The organism is Cobetia crustatorum (assembly GCF_000591415.1).
Taxonomy (GTDB): Bacteria; Pseudomonadota; Gammaproteobacteria; order Pseudomonadales; family Halomonadaceae; genus Cobetia; species Cobetia crustatorum.
In genome coordinates this window covers 1-16489 of the sequence record NZ_JEMF01000058.1, presented here as the reverse complement: position 1 = coordinate 16489, position 16489 = coordinate 1, and the positions used below count along the sequence as shown (strand labels likewise).

Genomic DNA, 16489 nt, shown 5'->3' with positions numbered 1-16489 from the left:
CCCGACACTTCCTAGCCTTGGCGCACGCCATCAATCTCACGCACGAAAGGCGGTAATGCCTCGATCAACTGCCGCCCGTAACGCTTGGTCAGGATGCGGCGATCCAGAATCGTGATACGGCCGACATCAGCCTCCTTGCGAATCAAGCGCCCACATGCCTGCACCAGTTTGATCGATACATCCGGTACCGCAATGTGCATGAAAGGATTGCCACCACGCGACTCGATCCACTCGGCCAGTGTCGCGCCGACGGGGTCATCGGGAACCGCGAAGGGCAACCGCGTAATCACCACATGGGTCAAATACTTCCCCGGCAGATCGATGCCCTCGGCAAAGCTCGCCAACCCGAAGATGATGCTGCCCTGACCGGAATCCACCGCCTTGCGATGCTGGCTGAGCAGCTCATGCTTGGGCAGACGACTCTGCGCCAGCACACGCTTGCGCGTCTGGGCATCCATTTCCTTGCTGACCGCCGCCAGCTGCTTGCGCGAGCTGAACAACACCAGCACAGCTTCACGCACATCAAGCGCGTTGACAAAGTCGACGATCGCCTTCTCATGCGGACCGGGCGGGCTTGGCTCGACCGCTTCTCGCGGTATCGACAACACCGCCTTGCTGTAATCAAAGGGGCTGGGCAAGCGCTGATAGCGATAGCGATTGGCGAGACCTGCCTGCTCCTGCAAGCGCTCAAAGCGATTGAGTGCCGTCAGCGTCGCCGAGGTCAACACCGCACCGAAACACGCTCCCCACAGGTGACGCGCCAACGTCTCAGCAGCCGACACAGGGCTAGCCGACACCGTCATTTCCGGCTCGCCATTGAAGCGCTCAAATGTCAGCCAACGCGCCTGCGGCGGATTATCCACTGGATCACTGATACCAATCGCCTCCCACAGGGCATGCGCTTCCAGTGCACGCCCATGCAGCAAGGCCACCAGTGGCAACCAGTCCTCGGCGTTTTCTTTCGGCAGCCCCGTCGCCTTCTCGGGATCGAGGCTCTCACGCAGAATATCGGCAATCTGCTCCAGTGCTCGTGACAGCTCGGCAAAGCCCTTGAGCAGGTTATGCCCCACTTCCTTGAGTGCTTCAGGCGCCTGGCCACGCTCGAAACGATGATTGGTTGCATCATCACCTGCGCCATTGGGAAGATCGGCCAACTGATGACCCAGCGCGAATACCTCACCGAGACGCGGCTCGATATCAGCCAGCAGCTCTGGCATGCGTGCCAGCAAGCGACCAATCGTCGGCTGACTCCCCAGCGCAGCATTGAGCTCTGTCAGCGACTTCTTGAGGTTACCCAGCCAGCGCAACGTCTGGTTGATCGGGGTACGGTGATGAAAGTGATTCAGCGCCTTGTCTGGCAGGTGATGCGCTTCATCAAAGACATAGATGCAATCGCTCGGCGACGGCAGTACCAATCCACCACCCAGTGACAGGTCAGCCAGTACCAGATCATGGTTCGCCACGATGACATCCGCCTGCTCCAACTGACGGCGCGCACGGAAGAAGGCACAGGCCGAGAAGTGGCTACAACGACGATTGGTGCACTGACGGTGGTCCGTAGTCAGGCGTGCCCAGTCGCGGTCTTCGACTTCCAGCGGCCAGCTATCGCGATCTCCCGCCCACTCGCCGCTGGCATAATCCTCAGCCATCTTGCCGGCGAGCTCGACAAAGCCCCCGCCATCGCTTGCGATCATGTCGCGCTCGAACAGGGCCATTGTGGGGTTGTCTTCTACCCCCTCCAACACCTGATCCAACTTCTGCACACACAGATAACGACGGCGTCCCTTGGCGAGCGCAAAGTCGAAGCTGAGTCCCGAATGCTTCTTGAGCGACGGCAAGTCCTGATGCATGACCTGCTCTTGCAGCGCGATGGTGGCGGTAGAGATAACCAATCGCTTGCCGCGCGCCTTGGCGACCGGCAGTGCCGAGAGCAGATAGGCCAGTGTCTTGCCAGTACCAGTACCGGCCTCCAACACGCACACGTGCTCATTGCCGAGGCGATAGCCTTCCGCATTCTGCTCGATATTACCCAGCGTACGTGCGATCTCGGCAATCATCAGGCGCTGCCCATAACGCGGCGTCAGCTCAAGTCCTTCAAGCAACTTGCGGTAGGCCGTCTGAATCTCGCCCTTGAGACTGTCTTCCAGCATTGCGTGTCTCTCCTTCACCCCGGCCGCCCCATGATGGGTAACCCCGAGCGCAAGACGGCGGACAGCCAAAGCTGTCCGCGTCTTGCATTGCCTGGTACTGCCAAGCAGCACCGCTTCATTCACTGTCTACGCTTGCCGTTTACCAAACCTGCCAAACAGCTTCAAACCTGAAGCAGACCTTGCGGCGGTGCCTTACGCGGCAATGTTTCCTGAATGTACGCTTCGATTTCCGGCAGGGAGAAGACATCTTCCTCACCGATGAAGTTGATCAGGGTGACATCGCTACCGCTGGCACGATGCACATAGTCTTCCGGCACTTCCGGCAGCGTGAAGTTGACGACGTGAGTCGCATCTTCGAGCGGCAGACCACGTCCCGCGACATCACTGACCACCAGCACCTGAAGCTTGCCATTACGGAAGGCATCCTGAGCTTCCAGACGAGCCGCCTGAGTCTCGGCGCCGGACATCAGACCGACCTCGATACCGGCCTCACGCAGACCCGCATCGATACGACGCACCAGCTCTCGCGTGTTACCGAAGACAACCACACGTTCCATTTCGGTCTGTTTGACGAGATTGATCAACAGCCGAAGCTTGTCTTCATCACTGACGCTGTAAGCGTGCACGGTGTCGCTGTCGCCCGCGGCAATGGTGGAAGCAGCTTCGTGCTCAACCTCGACCTGAGCAGCCTTGTGCGTCCACTGCTCCGCCAGTCCCAGTACGTCGGATGATAGCTCAGCGGAGAACAACAATGTCTGCCGCTCTTCCGGCTTCGGCGTCGCGCGGATGATCCGCTTGACGTCAGGGATGAAGCCCATCGACAACATGCGGTCCGCTTCGTCCAGTATCAGCACTTCGGTCTCGGAGAGATCGACATCGCGCTTGGTGTGGAAGTCGAGCAGACGGCCTGGCGTTGCGACCAACAGGTCAACCTTGCGTTCGAGGCGCTCGCGCTGCTTCTGGTAGTCCATGCCACCGACGACACAGGCCACGGAGATACGTGCAAATTCGGAGAACGCCTTGGCGTCCTTCTCGATCTGCAACGCCAGCTCACGCGTCGGCGCGATGATCACGGCACGCGGAGCACCCGGCTTCTGGCCTTCTGGCGCCTTTTCCTCAAGGAAATAGGCCAGTGTGGCGATCAAGAAGGCGGCCGTCTTGCCGCTACCTGTCTGAGCGCGGCCGACGACATCACCGCCCAACAGCGCCTTTTCGAAGGTCTGCGCTTGAATCGAAGTGCAATATTCAAAGCCGGCTTTCTGGATCGCACGCATCAACGGCAACGGCAGATCGAAATCGTGGAAGCGCCACTGGTCAGCCACTGGGGCTACCTGGAACTGGTCGAGATTCCACTTGGACTGGGAGCGACGCGGCTTGCGACGACGACGCTTGGGCTTTCTTGGCTTCTGGTTCGGGTCCTGCGGCTCTGGCTGAGTTTGCTCAGCGGCTGGCTGGGTCTGATCCGTCTCGCTCATGTAATCCGTTCTTTTCAAGGGTTCGTATGCGACATGCTCGGGCCGCTCTCGGAATCCCGCTATAACAGGCCACACCCGACTGGTTCGTCATGCCGATGCGTCATAAAGGCTCTTCATGAACCGGTATCACGACCTGCATGCGCCTTTGCCGAGCTGGGAGCCATCACGTCTATCTCTGCGGGCACCGCCTGACGCGGGCATCTCCGAGACCACGCAGGCCTCAGGTGCAGAAATACACGGATGCTCTCACCTGTCTTGCACGGATTCACGCATCCGGAATTCTCCTGTTCGAGTATTCGACAGGAGTCCGAAGCGGACGTCAGCCACGAGGGCCTGATCACGCGCCCCTCGGACATGTCATCGCCGGGGAGCGCTGCCAAGCAGGCTCGTGGGTCGCCACAAGGGCGGCCAATACTGCGTGTCGGTGGAATGGTCTTCTTCACGGGCAACCGGCAATGCTGTGCAACGGCACATCACGCTAGGGCGGCCTGATAGTACGGTGCAGGGAACGACTGCGACGGTGGCGCGTCCTGAGGAAAGACCCCGGATCCTGCTGCCAGTCGCGAGCGTCGCCCACGGGTAACAACGGTAACGCCGTCACATTGTACCAGCAGAATACGCTCTCCGCGCCCCATGCATCTCGAGCGGTGACACGTCAGTCATGCAACCCCGCCTACCAGGGCTGCGAATAGGCATCAGGCTCTCATGGCATGCGCCCCATGCAGGCTGATAGAATGCTCGTCAACTGATGCGGTTGCCCGCGTGCCGCGGCCTTGCCGTGCGACTCAAGGCTGGCGACTGCCGACACCGAACAGGACAGCAGCAGATGACACGCAGAAAGAAGACACGCTCCATCGCCGACAAGGTGCAGATTCGCACCGGCCGTCGCAAGGATTTCAAGAAGTGGCGCGCCGAGAATCCGGACCAGGTACATTCTGGCCCGCGTTACGTTTCCAAGAAGAAGGAGCAGCGCAAGACTCAGGCTGCTGCCAAGCTGGAACGCATGAAGGCCGCTCCGTTGCTACCGCTACACCCTGGCGCTCCCGCAGCAGAGGACAGCAGTTCGAAAGATGATGGCGGAGGCGAGCAGTAATGCGCCTGATCTCCTTCAACATCAATGGCATTCGCGCACGTCCGCATCAGCTTGAAGCGCTGATCGAGACGCATGAGCCCGAGGTCATTGGCCTGCAGGAAACCAAGGTACAAGATAGCGAATTTCCACATGCGCACATTGAGGCGCTAGGCTATCACGTTGTCTGGCACGGCCAGAAAGGCCACTACGGTGTTGCCATGCTGACACGTCAGGTGCCAAAGAAAGTACATTACGGCATGCCTGATGACGCAGACGACGCTCAGAAACGCATGATCGGCGTCGAGATAGACGGCCCGGATGGCAAGCCATTGATCGTCTATAACGGCTACTTCCCCCAAGGTGAGAATATCGAGCACCCGGTGAAGTTTCCCTACAAGGCGCACTTCTATCAGCAGCTGTTCCGCCTGCTGGAAGAAGACCACACCCCAGACCAACACGTGGTGGTGATGGGCGATTACAACATCTCGGCCAGCGACCGTGATATTGGCATCGGCGAACCCAATCGCAAGCGCTGGCTGCGCGATGGAAAGACCAGCTTCCAGCCTATCGAGCGTGAGTGGATGGATCGCCTCTATGCCTGGGGGCTGACCGACAGCTTCCGTCATGTGCACCCGGAGGTCGACGACCAGTTCAGCTGGTTCGACTATCGCTCCCGCGCCTTCGAGCGGGAGCCGAAGCGCGGCCTGCGCATCGACCTGATCATGACCAGCCCGGGCCTGACCCCGCTGATCAAGAATTCCGGTGTCGACTACGCCTTGCGTGGTATGGAAAAACCATCAGATCACGCACCGGTATGGACAGATATCGGCGCCTGAGCTTCTGGTGCCAGGCACTAGCAAACTGTCATCAGCCGAGCAATGGCCTAAACGACAATGCCGCCTTCCCCTCGTCAACTGACGATAAGGGAAAGCGGCATTGTCGTTTCTGCTATTTGTCACTACATCACATGCGGCAATACTTGCCGAGGTCATTGTTGAAACTTAACGCTGTGCAACAGACTTCAGCCAGGCGTCAGCCCCCTCGGCCCCACGCTCTTGCGCCTTCTTGAAGGCATCGCGTGCCGGATCGAACTGCTCAAGCTGATTGGCGACGATACCTGACAGCAGCCAATGGCGGGCCGAATCATCGCCACGCTCACCGGCGCTGGCCAGCGCCTCGCTTGCGACATCCCAACGGCCCCAGTCATACGCCAGTTCAGCGCGTTGACGCGCATCTTCAAGTGCCCCGCTCTGTTCAGACACCGTGGCCCAGGCCGCCAGAGAGTGATCGATATCGCGAGCGGCCGTCCAGGCCTGCGCCAACTGCCGACGCAGCGCCGGCGTGTCATCCAGTAGCGGCCGACCCGCATGGCCGGCCGCCTTGGCAAGCCCGGCCTCAATCAACTCTGCTGCACGCGCTGGCGCACCAGCAGCCAACTGCAGGTCAATCCGCTGCTGATAAGCCTCGCGCCCCCTGGCAACACCAGCTGCCCATGCGGCCTCCCAGGTACTGGCGGCGCGCGTGTGTTGACTGAGTCGTTGATACAGCGCTACTGCATGCTGCCAATCCTCGAGATTCTGCGAGCCAGCCTGACCTTTCTCAGTCAGCGTCTGCTCAACGAGAGCGACCGCCGCGGCATGTCGCCCTGTCTGCTGATAGATACTCACTGCCAGCTTCACTCGATCGCCTGACGGCGCACTCGCCTTGCTGGCGCGTTCTAGCCAGTCCTCAGCGCGCGCCCACTGACCACGATTCGCCTCAAGACTCACGGCCAGCCACAGATCATCAGCACTGGCCGAGCCGCCGTGAAGGTATTCCGCCAGACGCGCCGTACCACTTTCCTGTTCACCGGCACGCAGGCGCAGCATCGCCTCACGGCGCAACCACTCCCGGGCCTGCTTGGCATCAACACCCGGCAAGCGGCGTGCTTCGCCGTAAAGACGTGCCGCCTGTGCTTGGTCACCTTGTCGCGCTCGCGCGCTGGCGGCCAAGGACAGATACAGGGCGCGCACCTCACCACGCTGACGTTTCGCCTCACGTTCGGCACGCTCACTGACCTCATCGTAATCGCCTTCGTCCAACCGCGACTGCAAGGTACGCAACTGTCCGGCGACCTCAGCAGAGACTCGCATGGCCGCACTGGCCGTCGTCACGCCACTGACTTCCATCACCAGCATCAAGCAGGTGGAGACCAGCGTCAGACGCATCAGGCGTCGCCCGCCGCGCCGAACACGCACCAGTAACCGGTTCATGACATTTCCCGCGACAGGCTGCGACAGCTCATCCGTGAATGGCTCCACGAGTGAGGATTCAGTCGATGATGACCCCGCACGTGACGTGCGCTTTCGTCCTCGTTCTTGCTTCGACATCATGCAGATATCCTTTGCTTTCTGCGTCTCAGGCTTCATGCCTGCCTTGTCATGTTCTACACCACATCCTGTCAAGGCGACATGAACAAGAGACACCACTGATGGTTCGCATGGGTTGCATCAACGCAACTGGAACTCAAGCCGTTGTCGTGCCTGGCGAGCAGAACCCGAGGTCGGGAACTCCCAGCGCGCAATGGCCTTGAGCGCTGCGCGATCAAAGGTACCCGAAGGCTCAGCCCGCACGACCTTGAGAGAGTTGCCATCGACATGTCCATCAGGACGAATCACGAAGGCGACTTCCACGAAGCCTTCGATGCCGCGTCGACGTGCGCGACTCGGATATTCCGGTGCCGTGCGCACTGTCGGGCGCGGTGAACCACCCTGCGCCGCCGGTGCCGCCTTGGAAGGCTTGGCTGCGGACTGCGACGACTTGGCAGAAGACGAGTTGGCGCTTGAGGACGACGCGCTCGAAGACTTTGCCACCGCTTTGGGCTCTGATTTCGCCTTGGGCGCCGGCTTGGGTGTCGGCTTGGGTGTCGGCTTTGGCTTGGGTTTGGGCTCTGGCGGGCGCTCGACGTCCAGCGGCGGCAGGCTGTCATCCAGTGTCAGCTCTGGCGTCGGGGGAAGCGGTGTCTTGACGTCAGGAATCGCAATCGGGCTCTGCGCCGTCGGGGCGGGCATCGGAGCAGCCTTCGGCGGCGGAGGCGGGGGTGACGGCGGTGTCGGTAACGCCTCACTGGCGCTGGCATCCGTCGTCGGCGCCTCCTCAGGTGCCTCAACCGTCGAGACTGACAACGGCTCCGGCGGCGGCGCGTCATTGACCGGCGGCGCCACCAGCAGTGCCAGTGCATAGAACAGCGCCAGTGCCAGCACGGCACCACCGATCAAGCCCACCAGACGATTGGCATACAGGCGTCGCGTCATCTCATTCGCCTTTTGATGCGGCAACCGCAATGTCCTGGACGCCGGCGCTACGCAGGGCATCCATGGTCTCGATCAAAAGCCCGGTGCGCGAGCGGCTATCGGCCTGAATCACGACAGGCTGACCATCAGCGAGGTCTGCGACTGCATCCCCCACGCGATGTGCATCGACAGGCGTGCCATCGACCCAGACAGCGCCTTCAGCAGTGATGGCGACCATGACGGCAGCATCCGGCCGTGCTGTGGCATGTGATGCTTCAGGGCGCTGTATCTCGACTCCGGATTCCTTGACGAAACTGGTCGTGACGATAAAGAAGATCAACATGATGAACACGACATCCAGCATCGGCGTCAGGTTGATCTCGCCGCTGTCTTCGGCAGTATCCATGCGACGTCTACGCATGTGGGGGCTCGCTTGTATCAGAGGAAACGGAGCCAGCCGCGCGATGGGCAGCAGGCTGGGGCTCACGAGTGGGAGATTCGCCAGAACGGGCATCATCAACAGCACGCGCAAGGCGGTCGTGCAGACGTTGGTCTTCGCGACGCACGACACGCTCGAAGCGCGTCACGAACAACAACCCGACGACAGCCACCGCCATGCCTGCGAGCGTGGGGAGTGTCGCGCGGGCCACACCGTCGGCCATGGCACGAGCCTGACCAGTACCGGCGATCGCCAGCGAATCAAATACATGAATCATGCCGGTCACGGTGCCCAGCAAACCGGCCAGCGGGCAGATCATCACCAGTAGCTTGAGCCACGGCAGCGGGGCCCGCAGCCGTGACAACAGCGCGCGTGTCAGCACCTCACGATGCGTGAGTGCCGACCAGCTGTGATGCTCCGTGCGGGCGACCCAGTCATGAATCAGCTGCTGGCGCGCCGGACGATGCACCAGCTGCCAATACAGACCGCGCTCCAACGCCAGCCCGAACAACAGCATGGCAATCAGGCAGATGACCACGATCAGCGGCCCACCGCTGTCCACTAGCCGCATGATCGGCGACAGCACACCCGCCAGCAACGATGGCGATGCCAGCAAATCAGGCATGCTCGGCAGCTCGCTTGTGCACACTGCCAGTGGATTCGACAGTCACACTCGGTGCACGGCGCTCCAGGTGATCTGCAAGCTTCGCACTGGTGCGACCTTCCAGACGCCCCATCAGCCTTTTGACAGGCTTGAGAGCCCTGTCTGGGCAAACAGCAACGGCACGGCCGTCACCAGACCCAGCACGGTCGTCACCAACGCTTGGGAGATACCGCCCGCCATCAGCTTCGGATCACCTGTACCGAATACGGTAATCGACTGGAAGGTGCCGATCATGCCGGTCACGGTGCCCAGCAGACCAAGCAACGGAGCGATGGCCGCCAGCAGCTTGACCAATGCCTGGCCTCGCTCAAGCTTCGGCTGTTCCGCCAGTAGCGCCTCATCGAGACGCGCTTCGAGTGCTCCCGGCTCGTGATCGTGGCGCATGCCTTCGAATCGCTGCAGCACACGCCCCAGCGGGTTATCGTCGCGCAAGATGGCAAGATTGGCCTCCTGACGCTTGACGGCACGGCGTGTGAGCGCAAGACGTATCAGCTGAATCAGCGCGATGATCAACCCCAGCACGCCAAGCCCGACGATGACATAACCGACTGCCCCGCCCTGCTTGAGACGCTCAACCAAACCCGGCGCACGTGCCAATGCCTGGGTGACATCACCGCCGGTCGGATCAAAGCTCAGTCGATCACTGTCACCTGCGTTGAAGGCGGCCAGTTGATCACGCACCATCGACGGCGTCTTGGCTGTCAGCCCAAGTCCCTTGAGTGCGCTCTCGACATCTACCGCCTTGTCTTCAGATAACGGTGCCAGCAGATGATCACCGCTAAAGGCCATCTGCTCACCGACACGCACGATCTCGCGCGGTTTGATGCTGCCATCGGTGCCCGCCAACGCTGCATTGAAGCGCAGCGCACGGCCACTTTCACGTGCGATGCTGCTCATGTCGGCCGTCAGCGCAGCCAAGCGCTCGCGCCCCGGCACTTCATCACGCGGGCCAAGGTCCGGCAGCTGAGCTTGCCCACCGACCAGCAACCAGTTACCCGCCAGCGCTTCACGTGTTTCGCGGGCGTGTTTGCGCGCAATCTTGAAGACCTGGCCGAGATCGCCCTGTTTCGCTTCACGCTCGCGATCCAATGTCTTGAGCACTGCCTGCTGCTGCGTAGCGTCGGCCTCCAACTGCTGGCGCGCCTCACGCAGCGTGTCACGTTGTGCTTCTGCTTTAGTCACCGCTGCTTTCAGCGCCGCGCTGTCTTCCAACAGCGTCCCAAGACGTTGCTGGTCGCGCCCTTCCGCCTGACCCGCCGCCTGCTCGAACTGCTCTACGCTCAAAGGCTGATCAGTAGTGCCTGTCACGGCATAAGCCGGCAGCGCCGCCATGGATAACGCGCCCAGTAGGCCAGCTGCCAGTAGCAGTCGCTGCAAGGGGGCCAATGTTGCCTTTGCTGTCGTCAACATCAGCTGGACTCCTGCTCGGAACGGGGGGAAGCGGTAACAGCTGATGAAGTATTGCCAGCTTGTTCGAGCTCAACACTCTCTACCGGTACAGACAGCGGCAGTGTGACCAGATTCGGGGCCTGCTGATCGCGCGCCATGCTGATACCCAAGCGCAATTCCGCCAGTGCCGAGTCGTCCAGCACCTGCCAACTACCCGTCGCAGTCTTCCAGGCGCCACCGTGCTGGCCATCCATCGCCAGATAATAAAGCCCGACCCGACCGACACGCAGGTATTGCACCTCGGTATCCTCAGCGCCGATCAAGCCATCCCGCCAGGTATCCAGCCCCTGGCCATAGCTCAGCTCGAGCTTCCAGGCATTGAGCAGCTGATCGAGACGCTCATCGTTGCTCAGGCTGGCGTTGGAGAGGTTATCGCGCAGCCGCTCGACACGCGCCAGGCGCTCCTCCTTGAGAAACGGCAGGTCCTGCTCGATGAAGGCCTGCAGCTCGTCGACCTGCTGCCGTAGCAAGCCCGGTAGTGCTTCACGCGTGGCATCAAGATTGGTCAAGGCCGTGCGCTGGCGCTCGATACGCGCTGCACGATCAGCGTTCAGCGGCTTGACCTCAGCGGTATAGCTTTCAAGACGCGAGGCTTCCTGCTGCGCTTCACGCAGCCGAACCAGCAGCGCACGGGTCTCGTCGTCGGCAGCATCGATACGTGACTGGAGTTCGTCCTGGGTCTGCTGATGCTGGGCTGCACTACTGCGCAGGTCATCGGCATGGGCGGCAGGTGCCAGAGGCACCATCAGCACCAGCGCTGGCAACAGGCGCGCCAACGCATGTGCCGGGCGGGGAAGAAGGGAACGCGAAAGCCGCACGGACATCTCCTGAAAAACAAGACAAGTAAGCACCCTCGGGAATCGAGAAAACCACTCTCGGCCAGCCCTCCATCAAGCAGAGTGGCGGATCAGGAGTGGTGCGACTCCCGAGTAGGAATGCAAATCACTATCACGGACGGTATTACAAACAAGAACAATTATCAATTGATCGATCTCTGATTCACATCATCCTGAGCGCCTTGCGAACAAAAAAAAACGCGACCCGCCAAAGCGGGTCGCGTTGTTGATTCATCAGGTACCTGTCGAGCACTCATCATGCATCAGCGTTCGAATCTCAGCCCTCGACATCAGCCGCTGACATTACAGCTTGGCTTCAAGCTGTGGCAGTACCTCGAAGAGATCACCGACCAGGCCGTAATCCGCCACCTGGAAGATCGGTGCATCTTCGTCCTTGTTGATCGCCACGATGACCTTGGAGTCCTTCATGCCTGCCAGATGCTGGATCGCCCCGGAGATGCCGACGGCAATGTAGAGGTCCGGCGCGACGATCTTGCCCGTCTGACCCACCTGCATGTCGTTGGGTACGAAGCCGGCATCGACCGCAGCACGTGAAGCACCAATCGCGGCGCCCAGCTTGTCAGCGATTCCATCCAACAGCGCGAAGTTCTCACCGTTACCCATGCCACGACCGCCGGAGATGACGACCTTGGCGGCGCCCAGCTCAGGACGTTCGCTTTCGGCCAGAGTCTCGTTGACGAAGCTGGAGACACCGGCATTTTCGACAACATCAACCGCTTCAATGGCGGCCTGCCCGTCACGTGCGACCGGATCGAAACCTGTCGCGCGCACAGTGATGACCTTGAGCACATCATCACTCTTGACGGTCGCGATGGCGTTGCCGGCGTAGATCGGGCGACGGAAGGTGTCCGCGCTCTCTACCGCGATGATCTCGGAAATCTGCGCCACGTCCTTCAGGGCAGCGACGCGCGGCATGAAGTTCTTGGCAGTGGTGGAGGCGCCCGACAGCACATGACTGTAGTCACCGACCAGCGCCACGACCAACGCCGAGATATTCTCGGCCAGCTGGTGGGCGTAAACGGCATTGTCGGCCACACGCACACGCGTGACGCCGGCCAGCGTCGCCGCCTGTTCAGCAACACCAGCAACGCCCTCACCCGCGACCAGCACATCAATGTCACCGCCGATGGCCGTTGCCGCCGCGACCACATTGGCAGTGGTGCCGGTCAGCTGACCATCGTGATGATCGGCAATGACGAGAATGCTCATGAGATCACCTTTGCTTCGTTCTTGAGTTTATCTACCAGCTCATCGACGGAGCCGACCTTGATGCCGCCCTGACGCTCAGCCGGCGGTGCCACCTTGACCAGCGTGACCTTGGACGCCGTGGAGACACCCAGCTCTTCCGGTGTCTTGACGTCCAGCGGCTTCTTCTTGGCCTTCATGATGTCTGGAAGCTTGGCGTAACGCGGCTCGTTGAGGCGCAAGTCAGTGGTGACCACTGCCGGCAGGCTCAGCTTGACGGTTTGCAGACCGCCATCGATCTCACGCGTGACATTGACGCTTTCACCATCCACCACGACTTCGGAGGCGAAGGTTCCCTGCCCCATGCCGGTCAACGCTGCGAGCATCTGCCCAGTCTGATTATTGTCGGCATCGATGGACTGCTTGCCGAGAATCACCAACCCGGGCTGCTCTTCCTCAACGACCTTGGCCAACAGCTTGGCAACCGCCAGAGAATCGACGGGATCATCTGTCAGTACCTGAATGGCACGATCAGCCCCCAGTGCCAGCGCGGTACGCAGCTGCTCCTGAGAGGCCTTCGGACCAATGCTGACGGCAATGACTTCCGTCGCCACGCCTTTTTCCTTCAAGCGAACCGCTTCTTCCACTGCAATTTCGCAGAAGGGGTTCATGGCCATCTTGACGTTAGTCAGGTCGACGTCAGACTGATCTGCCTTGACGCGAATCTTGACGTTGTAATCGATGACGCGTTTCACCGCGACGAGTACTTTCATGGTGTCCTCGCTGATCTCTCATGGGGCGAAGCCTGCATCGTGGCTAGCATCACCCGATTCATGCAAGCGTTTGATAGGTGAATATCATCCAAAATAGGTCGTGCTGACAAGCGCGTGTTGTGACGCTTCATCTTCACGACCCAGATACTCGCTGACCGTTGCTTGCCAGTCATTGACAACCGGCTCTATTTTGCCAGCAAATCGTCATTCTCATGGGGGCATATTGCGCAGAATTGCCCGCTGGGGTCAAACCCAGCAGCCTCCCGAACGCCCTTGACACCTGAAACTTACCAGCTTGACTCTTGCAACGCTGACGCGATTATCACGAAGCTCTCACACGCCTCTGCTGCCGACATCACTTGCCTGTCCCACCTATCAAAAACGGTTACCATTGCGCGATGAGTCTTTATCAATGCAAAAGACTCAGCCGGCGGAGCATTACCTCAGACCCAAGCATAATAAACAAACGGTCGTTTTAAATGCTACTGTTGCGGCATGCTATGCGGTTGCATCGCGTATAGCAGCGTCTACCGGCCTGATGACATCATGGGTCTTTGCCGATCGCACCGCTGCTGCGCCTCTTATTTTCTCTGTCGAGCCTGCGCCCCTGACTAGACGCGGCACGATGGATATCAACAGCCCAACGACCGGCAAAGACCGGACGTGACACGCCCGCCCCGCCAGATCCGCGGGGCCTTCGCGGCGTCAAGACTGAGGAGACGGGTCATGGAACGCGAATTCATGGATTTCGACGTGGTCATTGTCGGTGCAGGCCCCTCGGGCCTGGCAGCAGCCTGCCGACTGATGCAACAAGCCAACGAAGCCGAGCATGAAATGACGGTCTGCGTAGTCGAGAAAGGCTCCGAAATCGGTGCGCATATCCTCTCTGGCGCGGTAATGGAGCCGCGTGCATTGACGGAGCTATTCCCTGACTGGGCTGAGCGTGGTGCGCCCCTCCATACCGCCGTTACCCGTGATGAAGTCGTGCTGCTCAAAGATGACCAGAAAGCACAGGTCATTCCCAATGCGCTGGTGCCCAAGACCATGCACAACGATGGCAACTACATCATCAGTGCTGGCAACCTGACCCGCTGGCTGGGTGAGCAGGCCGAGGAGCTGGGCGTCGAGATTTTCCCGGGCTTCGCCGCCCAGGAAGTGCTGCATGGCGAAGATGGCACGGTGCGCGGCATCGTGGTCGGTGACATGGGCGTAGCCGCCGATGGCAGCGAGAAGGATGGCCATATGCCGGGCATGGAGCTACGCGGCAAGTACACCCTGTTCGCGGAGGGCTGCCGTGGCCATCTAGGCAAGCAACTGATCTCGCGCTTCTCACTGGATAGCGACGCGGATGCCCAGCATTACGGCATCGGTCTGAAAGAATTGTGGGACGTACCCGCTGAGCTGCACCAGCCGGGCCTGGTAGTGCATGGCAGTGGCTGGCCGCTGAAAGGTAACGCCGAGGGCGGCTTCTTCCTCTACCATACTGACAATCAGCAAGTGGTCGTCGGACTGATTGTTGATCTCGCCTACGACAATCCGTGGCTATCACCCTTCGATGAATTCCAGCGCATGAAGCAGCATCCGACGCTGGCCAAGCATCTGACGGGCGGCAAGCGTGTCTCTTACGGGGCTCGCGCCATTGCCAAGGGCGGCCTCAACTGCCTGCCCAAGATGAGCTTCCCGGGCGGCCTGCTGATCGGTTGTGATGCCGGCACCTTGAACTTCGCCAAGATCAAGGGCCTGCACACCGCGATGAAGTCCGGCATGCTGGCAGCGGAAAGCGTGTTCGCGGCCATCAAGGGTGGCGATGAAGGCGGTGAAAACCTCGTCGACTTCGGCAAGCGCTTCAAGGACAGCTGGGCCTATGAGGAACTGGAAGCCTCACGCAGTTTTGGCCCCGCGATGCACAAGTACGGCACCCTCCTCGGCGGTGCCTACAACTTCCTCGATCAACTCAGTGGCGGCCGTCTGCCGACGCTGCATGACACCACGCCTGACTATGCGCGCATGCGACCGGCGGATGAGTGCACGAAGATCGAATACCCCAAGCCGGATGGCAAGCTGTCGTTTGACAAGTTGTCTTCAGTGTTCCTCTCCAACACCAATCACGAGGAAGACCAGCCGTGTCACCTGCGCCTGGCCGACCCGGCGCTGCCGGTGCGAGACAACCTGCCGCGCTTCGCCGAGCCCGCCCAGCGCTACTGCCCGGCCGGTGTCTACGAGATCATCGAGGAAGCCGGTGAGCCGCAGTTCCAGATCAACTTCCAAAACTGCGTGCACTGCAAGACCTGTGACATCAAGGACCCGGCACAAAACATCACCTGGGTCGCTCCCGAGGGTGGCGGCGGACCAAACTATCCGAACATGTGAGGCCACGGCGCACCTGCTGCCATGATCTGATCCAGTGGCCTGCATGAGAGGCCAGCCGCTGAGATCATTGCCCGTATAAACAACGCCGCCACGCTAATCGCGTGGCGGCGTTGTCGTCTCTATCAGTATGCCAGTCGACGGACCAGACTTATGCTGACCGCTAGCAGGCAGCTTCTCGATATATTCTAAAAAGATCTTACATGCATCATTGATATAACCGTCACTCGGTAGCACATTAGCGCTCCCTGTCGAATAACGTTTGATCGCGCTGACACGACTTTCTCTACTTCATCGACTGCCATCGGAGCACTCATGTCCGTCACTCGCCAGATTCTGCTTGCCCTGGTACTGGGTATCGTCAGTGGCCTTGCCCTGAATACCGGTGCCAACGCCCTGCCTGAAGGCAGTGTGGCGTGGCTGGACACCAATGTGCTGACACCGGTCGGGCAGATATTCCTGCGTCTACTGCAATTTGTGGTGGTGCCGATGGTCTTCGGCGCATTGATCATGAGCTTGACCAACCGCGAGGGTGGCGCTGATGTTGGCCGCCGAGCGGGCCGTCTGCTAGGCAGCTACGTGGTGACAAGCGCCGTGGCACTGACATTGGGCATGCTGGTGGCTTACTGGCTTAGCCCGGGTAGCGGCGCCGAGAGTCTGGTAAATCAAGCCCCTGAAGGACGCAATGCCGATAGCCTCAGCCAGTGGCTGGTAGGTCTGGTGCCCAATAATCCGTTCACTGCGCTTGGCGGAGGCGGGTTATTGCAGGTCATCTTTGCCGCGGCC

Annotated in this window: 14 protein-coding genes; 4 read left to right on the top strand and 10 right to left on the bottom strand. The window is 60.4% G+C overall.

Features of this window, described 5'->3' with window-relative positions:
* Window positions 1-11: 11 nt before the first annotated feature.
* Window positions 12-2150 (bottom strand): ATP-dependent DNA helicase DinG, encoded by a 2139-nt coding sequence (dinG, locus tag BF12_RS0112495; RefSeq protein WP_024952568.1) that lies wholly within the window; start codon window positions 2148-2150, stop codon window positions 12-14.
* A gap of 161 nt (window positions 2151-2311) precedes the next feature.
* Window positions 2312-3625 carry a DEAD/DEAH box helicase gene (locus BF12_RS0112490; protein ID WP_024952567.1) on the bottom strand — a complete coding sequence of 438 codons (1314 nt, stop codon included), beginning with the start codon at window positions 3623-3625 and terminating at the stop codon, window positions 2312-2314.
* Between the two features lie 826 nt (window positions 3626-4451).
* Here BF12_RS0112490 and BF12_RS0112485 point away from each other — a divergent pair.
* A complete protein-coding gene (locus tag BF12_RS0112485) occupies window positions 4452-4718 on the top strand; it encodes a hypothetical protein (RefSeq protein ID WP_024952566.1) in 267 nt (88 codons plus the stop codon).
* A complete protein-coding gene (gene xthA, locus BF12_RS0112480) occupies window positions 4718-5533 on the top strand; it encodes an exodeoxyribonuclease III (protein WP_024952565.1) in 816 nt (271 codons plus the stop codon). Before BF12_RS0112485 ends, xthA begins: the two co-directional genes overlap by 1 nt.
* A gap of 165 nt (window positions 5534-5698) precedes the next feature.
* On the opposite strand, the gene BF12_RS19965 is transcribed toward xthA, so the two are convergent.
* From BF12_RS19965 to BF12_RS0112440, 8 genes are all read right to left on the bottom strand, one after another.
* On the bottom strand, window positions 5699-6949 hold the full coding sequence (locus BF12_RS19965; RefSeq protein ID WP_144726333.1) for a tetratricopeptide repeat protein: 1251 nt from the start codon (window positions 6947-6949) through the stop codon (window positions 5699-5701).
* A 237-nt stretch (window positions 6950-7186) separates the two neighbouring features.
* Window positions 7187-7990 carry an energy transducer TonB gene (locus BF12_RS0112470; RefSeq protein WP_024952563.1) on the bottom strand — a complete coding sequence of 268 codons (804 nt, stop codon included), beginning with the start codon at window positions 7988-7990 and terminating at the stop codon, window positions 7187-7189.
* Window position 7991: 1 nt separating this feature from the next.
* Window positions 7992-8390, bottom strand: coding sequence for an ExbD/TolR family protein (locus tag BF12_RS0112465; RefSeq protein WP_024952562.1), 399 nt, complete (start codon window positions 8388-8390; stop codon window positions 7992-7994).
* Window positions 8383-9033 (bottom strand): MotA/TolQ/ExbB proton channel family protein, encoded by a 651-nt coding sequence (locus BF12_RS0112460; RefSeq protein WP_024952561.1) that lies wholly within the window; start codon window positions 9031-9033, stop codon window positions 8383-8385. Before BF12_RS0112460 ends, BF12_RS0112465 begins: the two co-directional genes overlap by 8 nt.
* A 111-nt stretch (window positions 9034-9144) precedes the next feature.
* Complete coding sequence (locus BF12_RS19960; RefSeq protein WP_248623702.1) at window positions 9145-10482, bottom strand: MotA/TolQ/ExbB proton channel family protein; 1338 nt, start codon at window positions 10480-10482, stop codon at window positions 9145-9147.
* Window positions 10482-11339 carry a DUF3450 domain-containing protein gene (locus BF12_RS0112450; RefSeq protein ID WP_024952560.1) on the bottom strand — a complete coding sequence of 286 codons (858 nt, stop codon included), beginning with the start codon at window positions 11337-11339 and terminating at the stop codon, window positions 10482-10484. The genes BF12_RS19960 and BF12_RS0112450 overlap by 1 nt, the downstream gene beginning before the upstream one ends.
* Before the next feature lie 321 nt (window positions 11340-11660).
* Window positions 11661-12587, bottom strand: a complete 927-nt coding sequence (locus BF12_RS0112445) for an electron transfer flavoprotein subunit alpha/FixB family protein (RefSeq protein ID WP_024952559.1) — start codon at window positions 12585-12587, stop codon at window positions 11661-11663.
* The gene (locus tag BF12_RS0112440) at window positions 12584-13336 is read right to left on the bottom strand and encodes an electron transfer flavoprotein subunit beta/FixA family protein (RefSeq protein ID WP_024952558.1); all 753 of its coding nucleotides are present in this window, start codon (window positions 13334-13336) and stop codon (window positions 12584-12586) included. Before BF12_RS0112440 ends, BF12_RS0112445 begins: the two co-directional genes overlap by 4 nt.
* A 726-nt stretch (window positions 13337-14062) precedes the next feature.
* Between BF12_RS0112440 and BF12_RS0112435 the strand changes: the two genes are divergently transcribed.
* Complete coding sequence (locus BF12_RS0112435; protein ID WP_024952557.1) at window positions 14063-15706, top strand: electron transfer flavoprotein-ubiquinone oxidoreductase; 1644 nt, start codon at window positions 14063-14065, stop codon at window positions 15704-15706.
* 312 nt (window positions 15707-16018) lie between these two features.
* Window positions 16019-16489 (top strand): dicarboxylate/amino acid:cation symporter (locus tag BF12_RS0112430; RefSeq protein WP_024952556.1); only part of this gene is annotated, 471 nt, incomplete at its 3' end.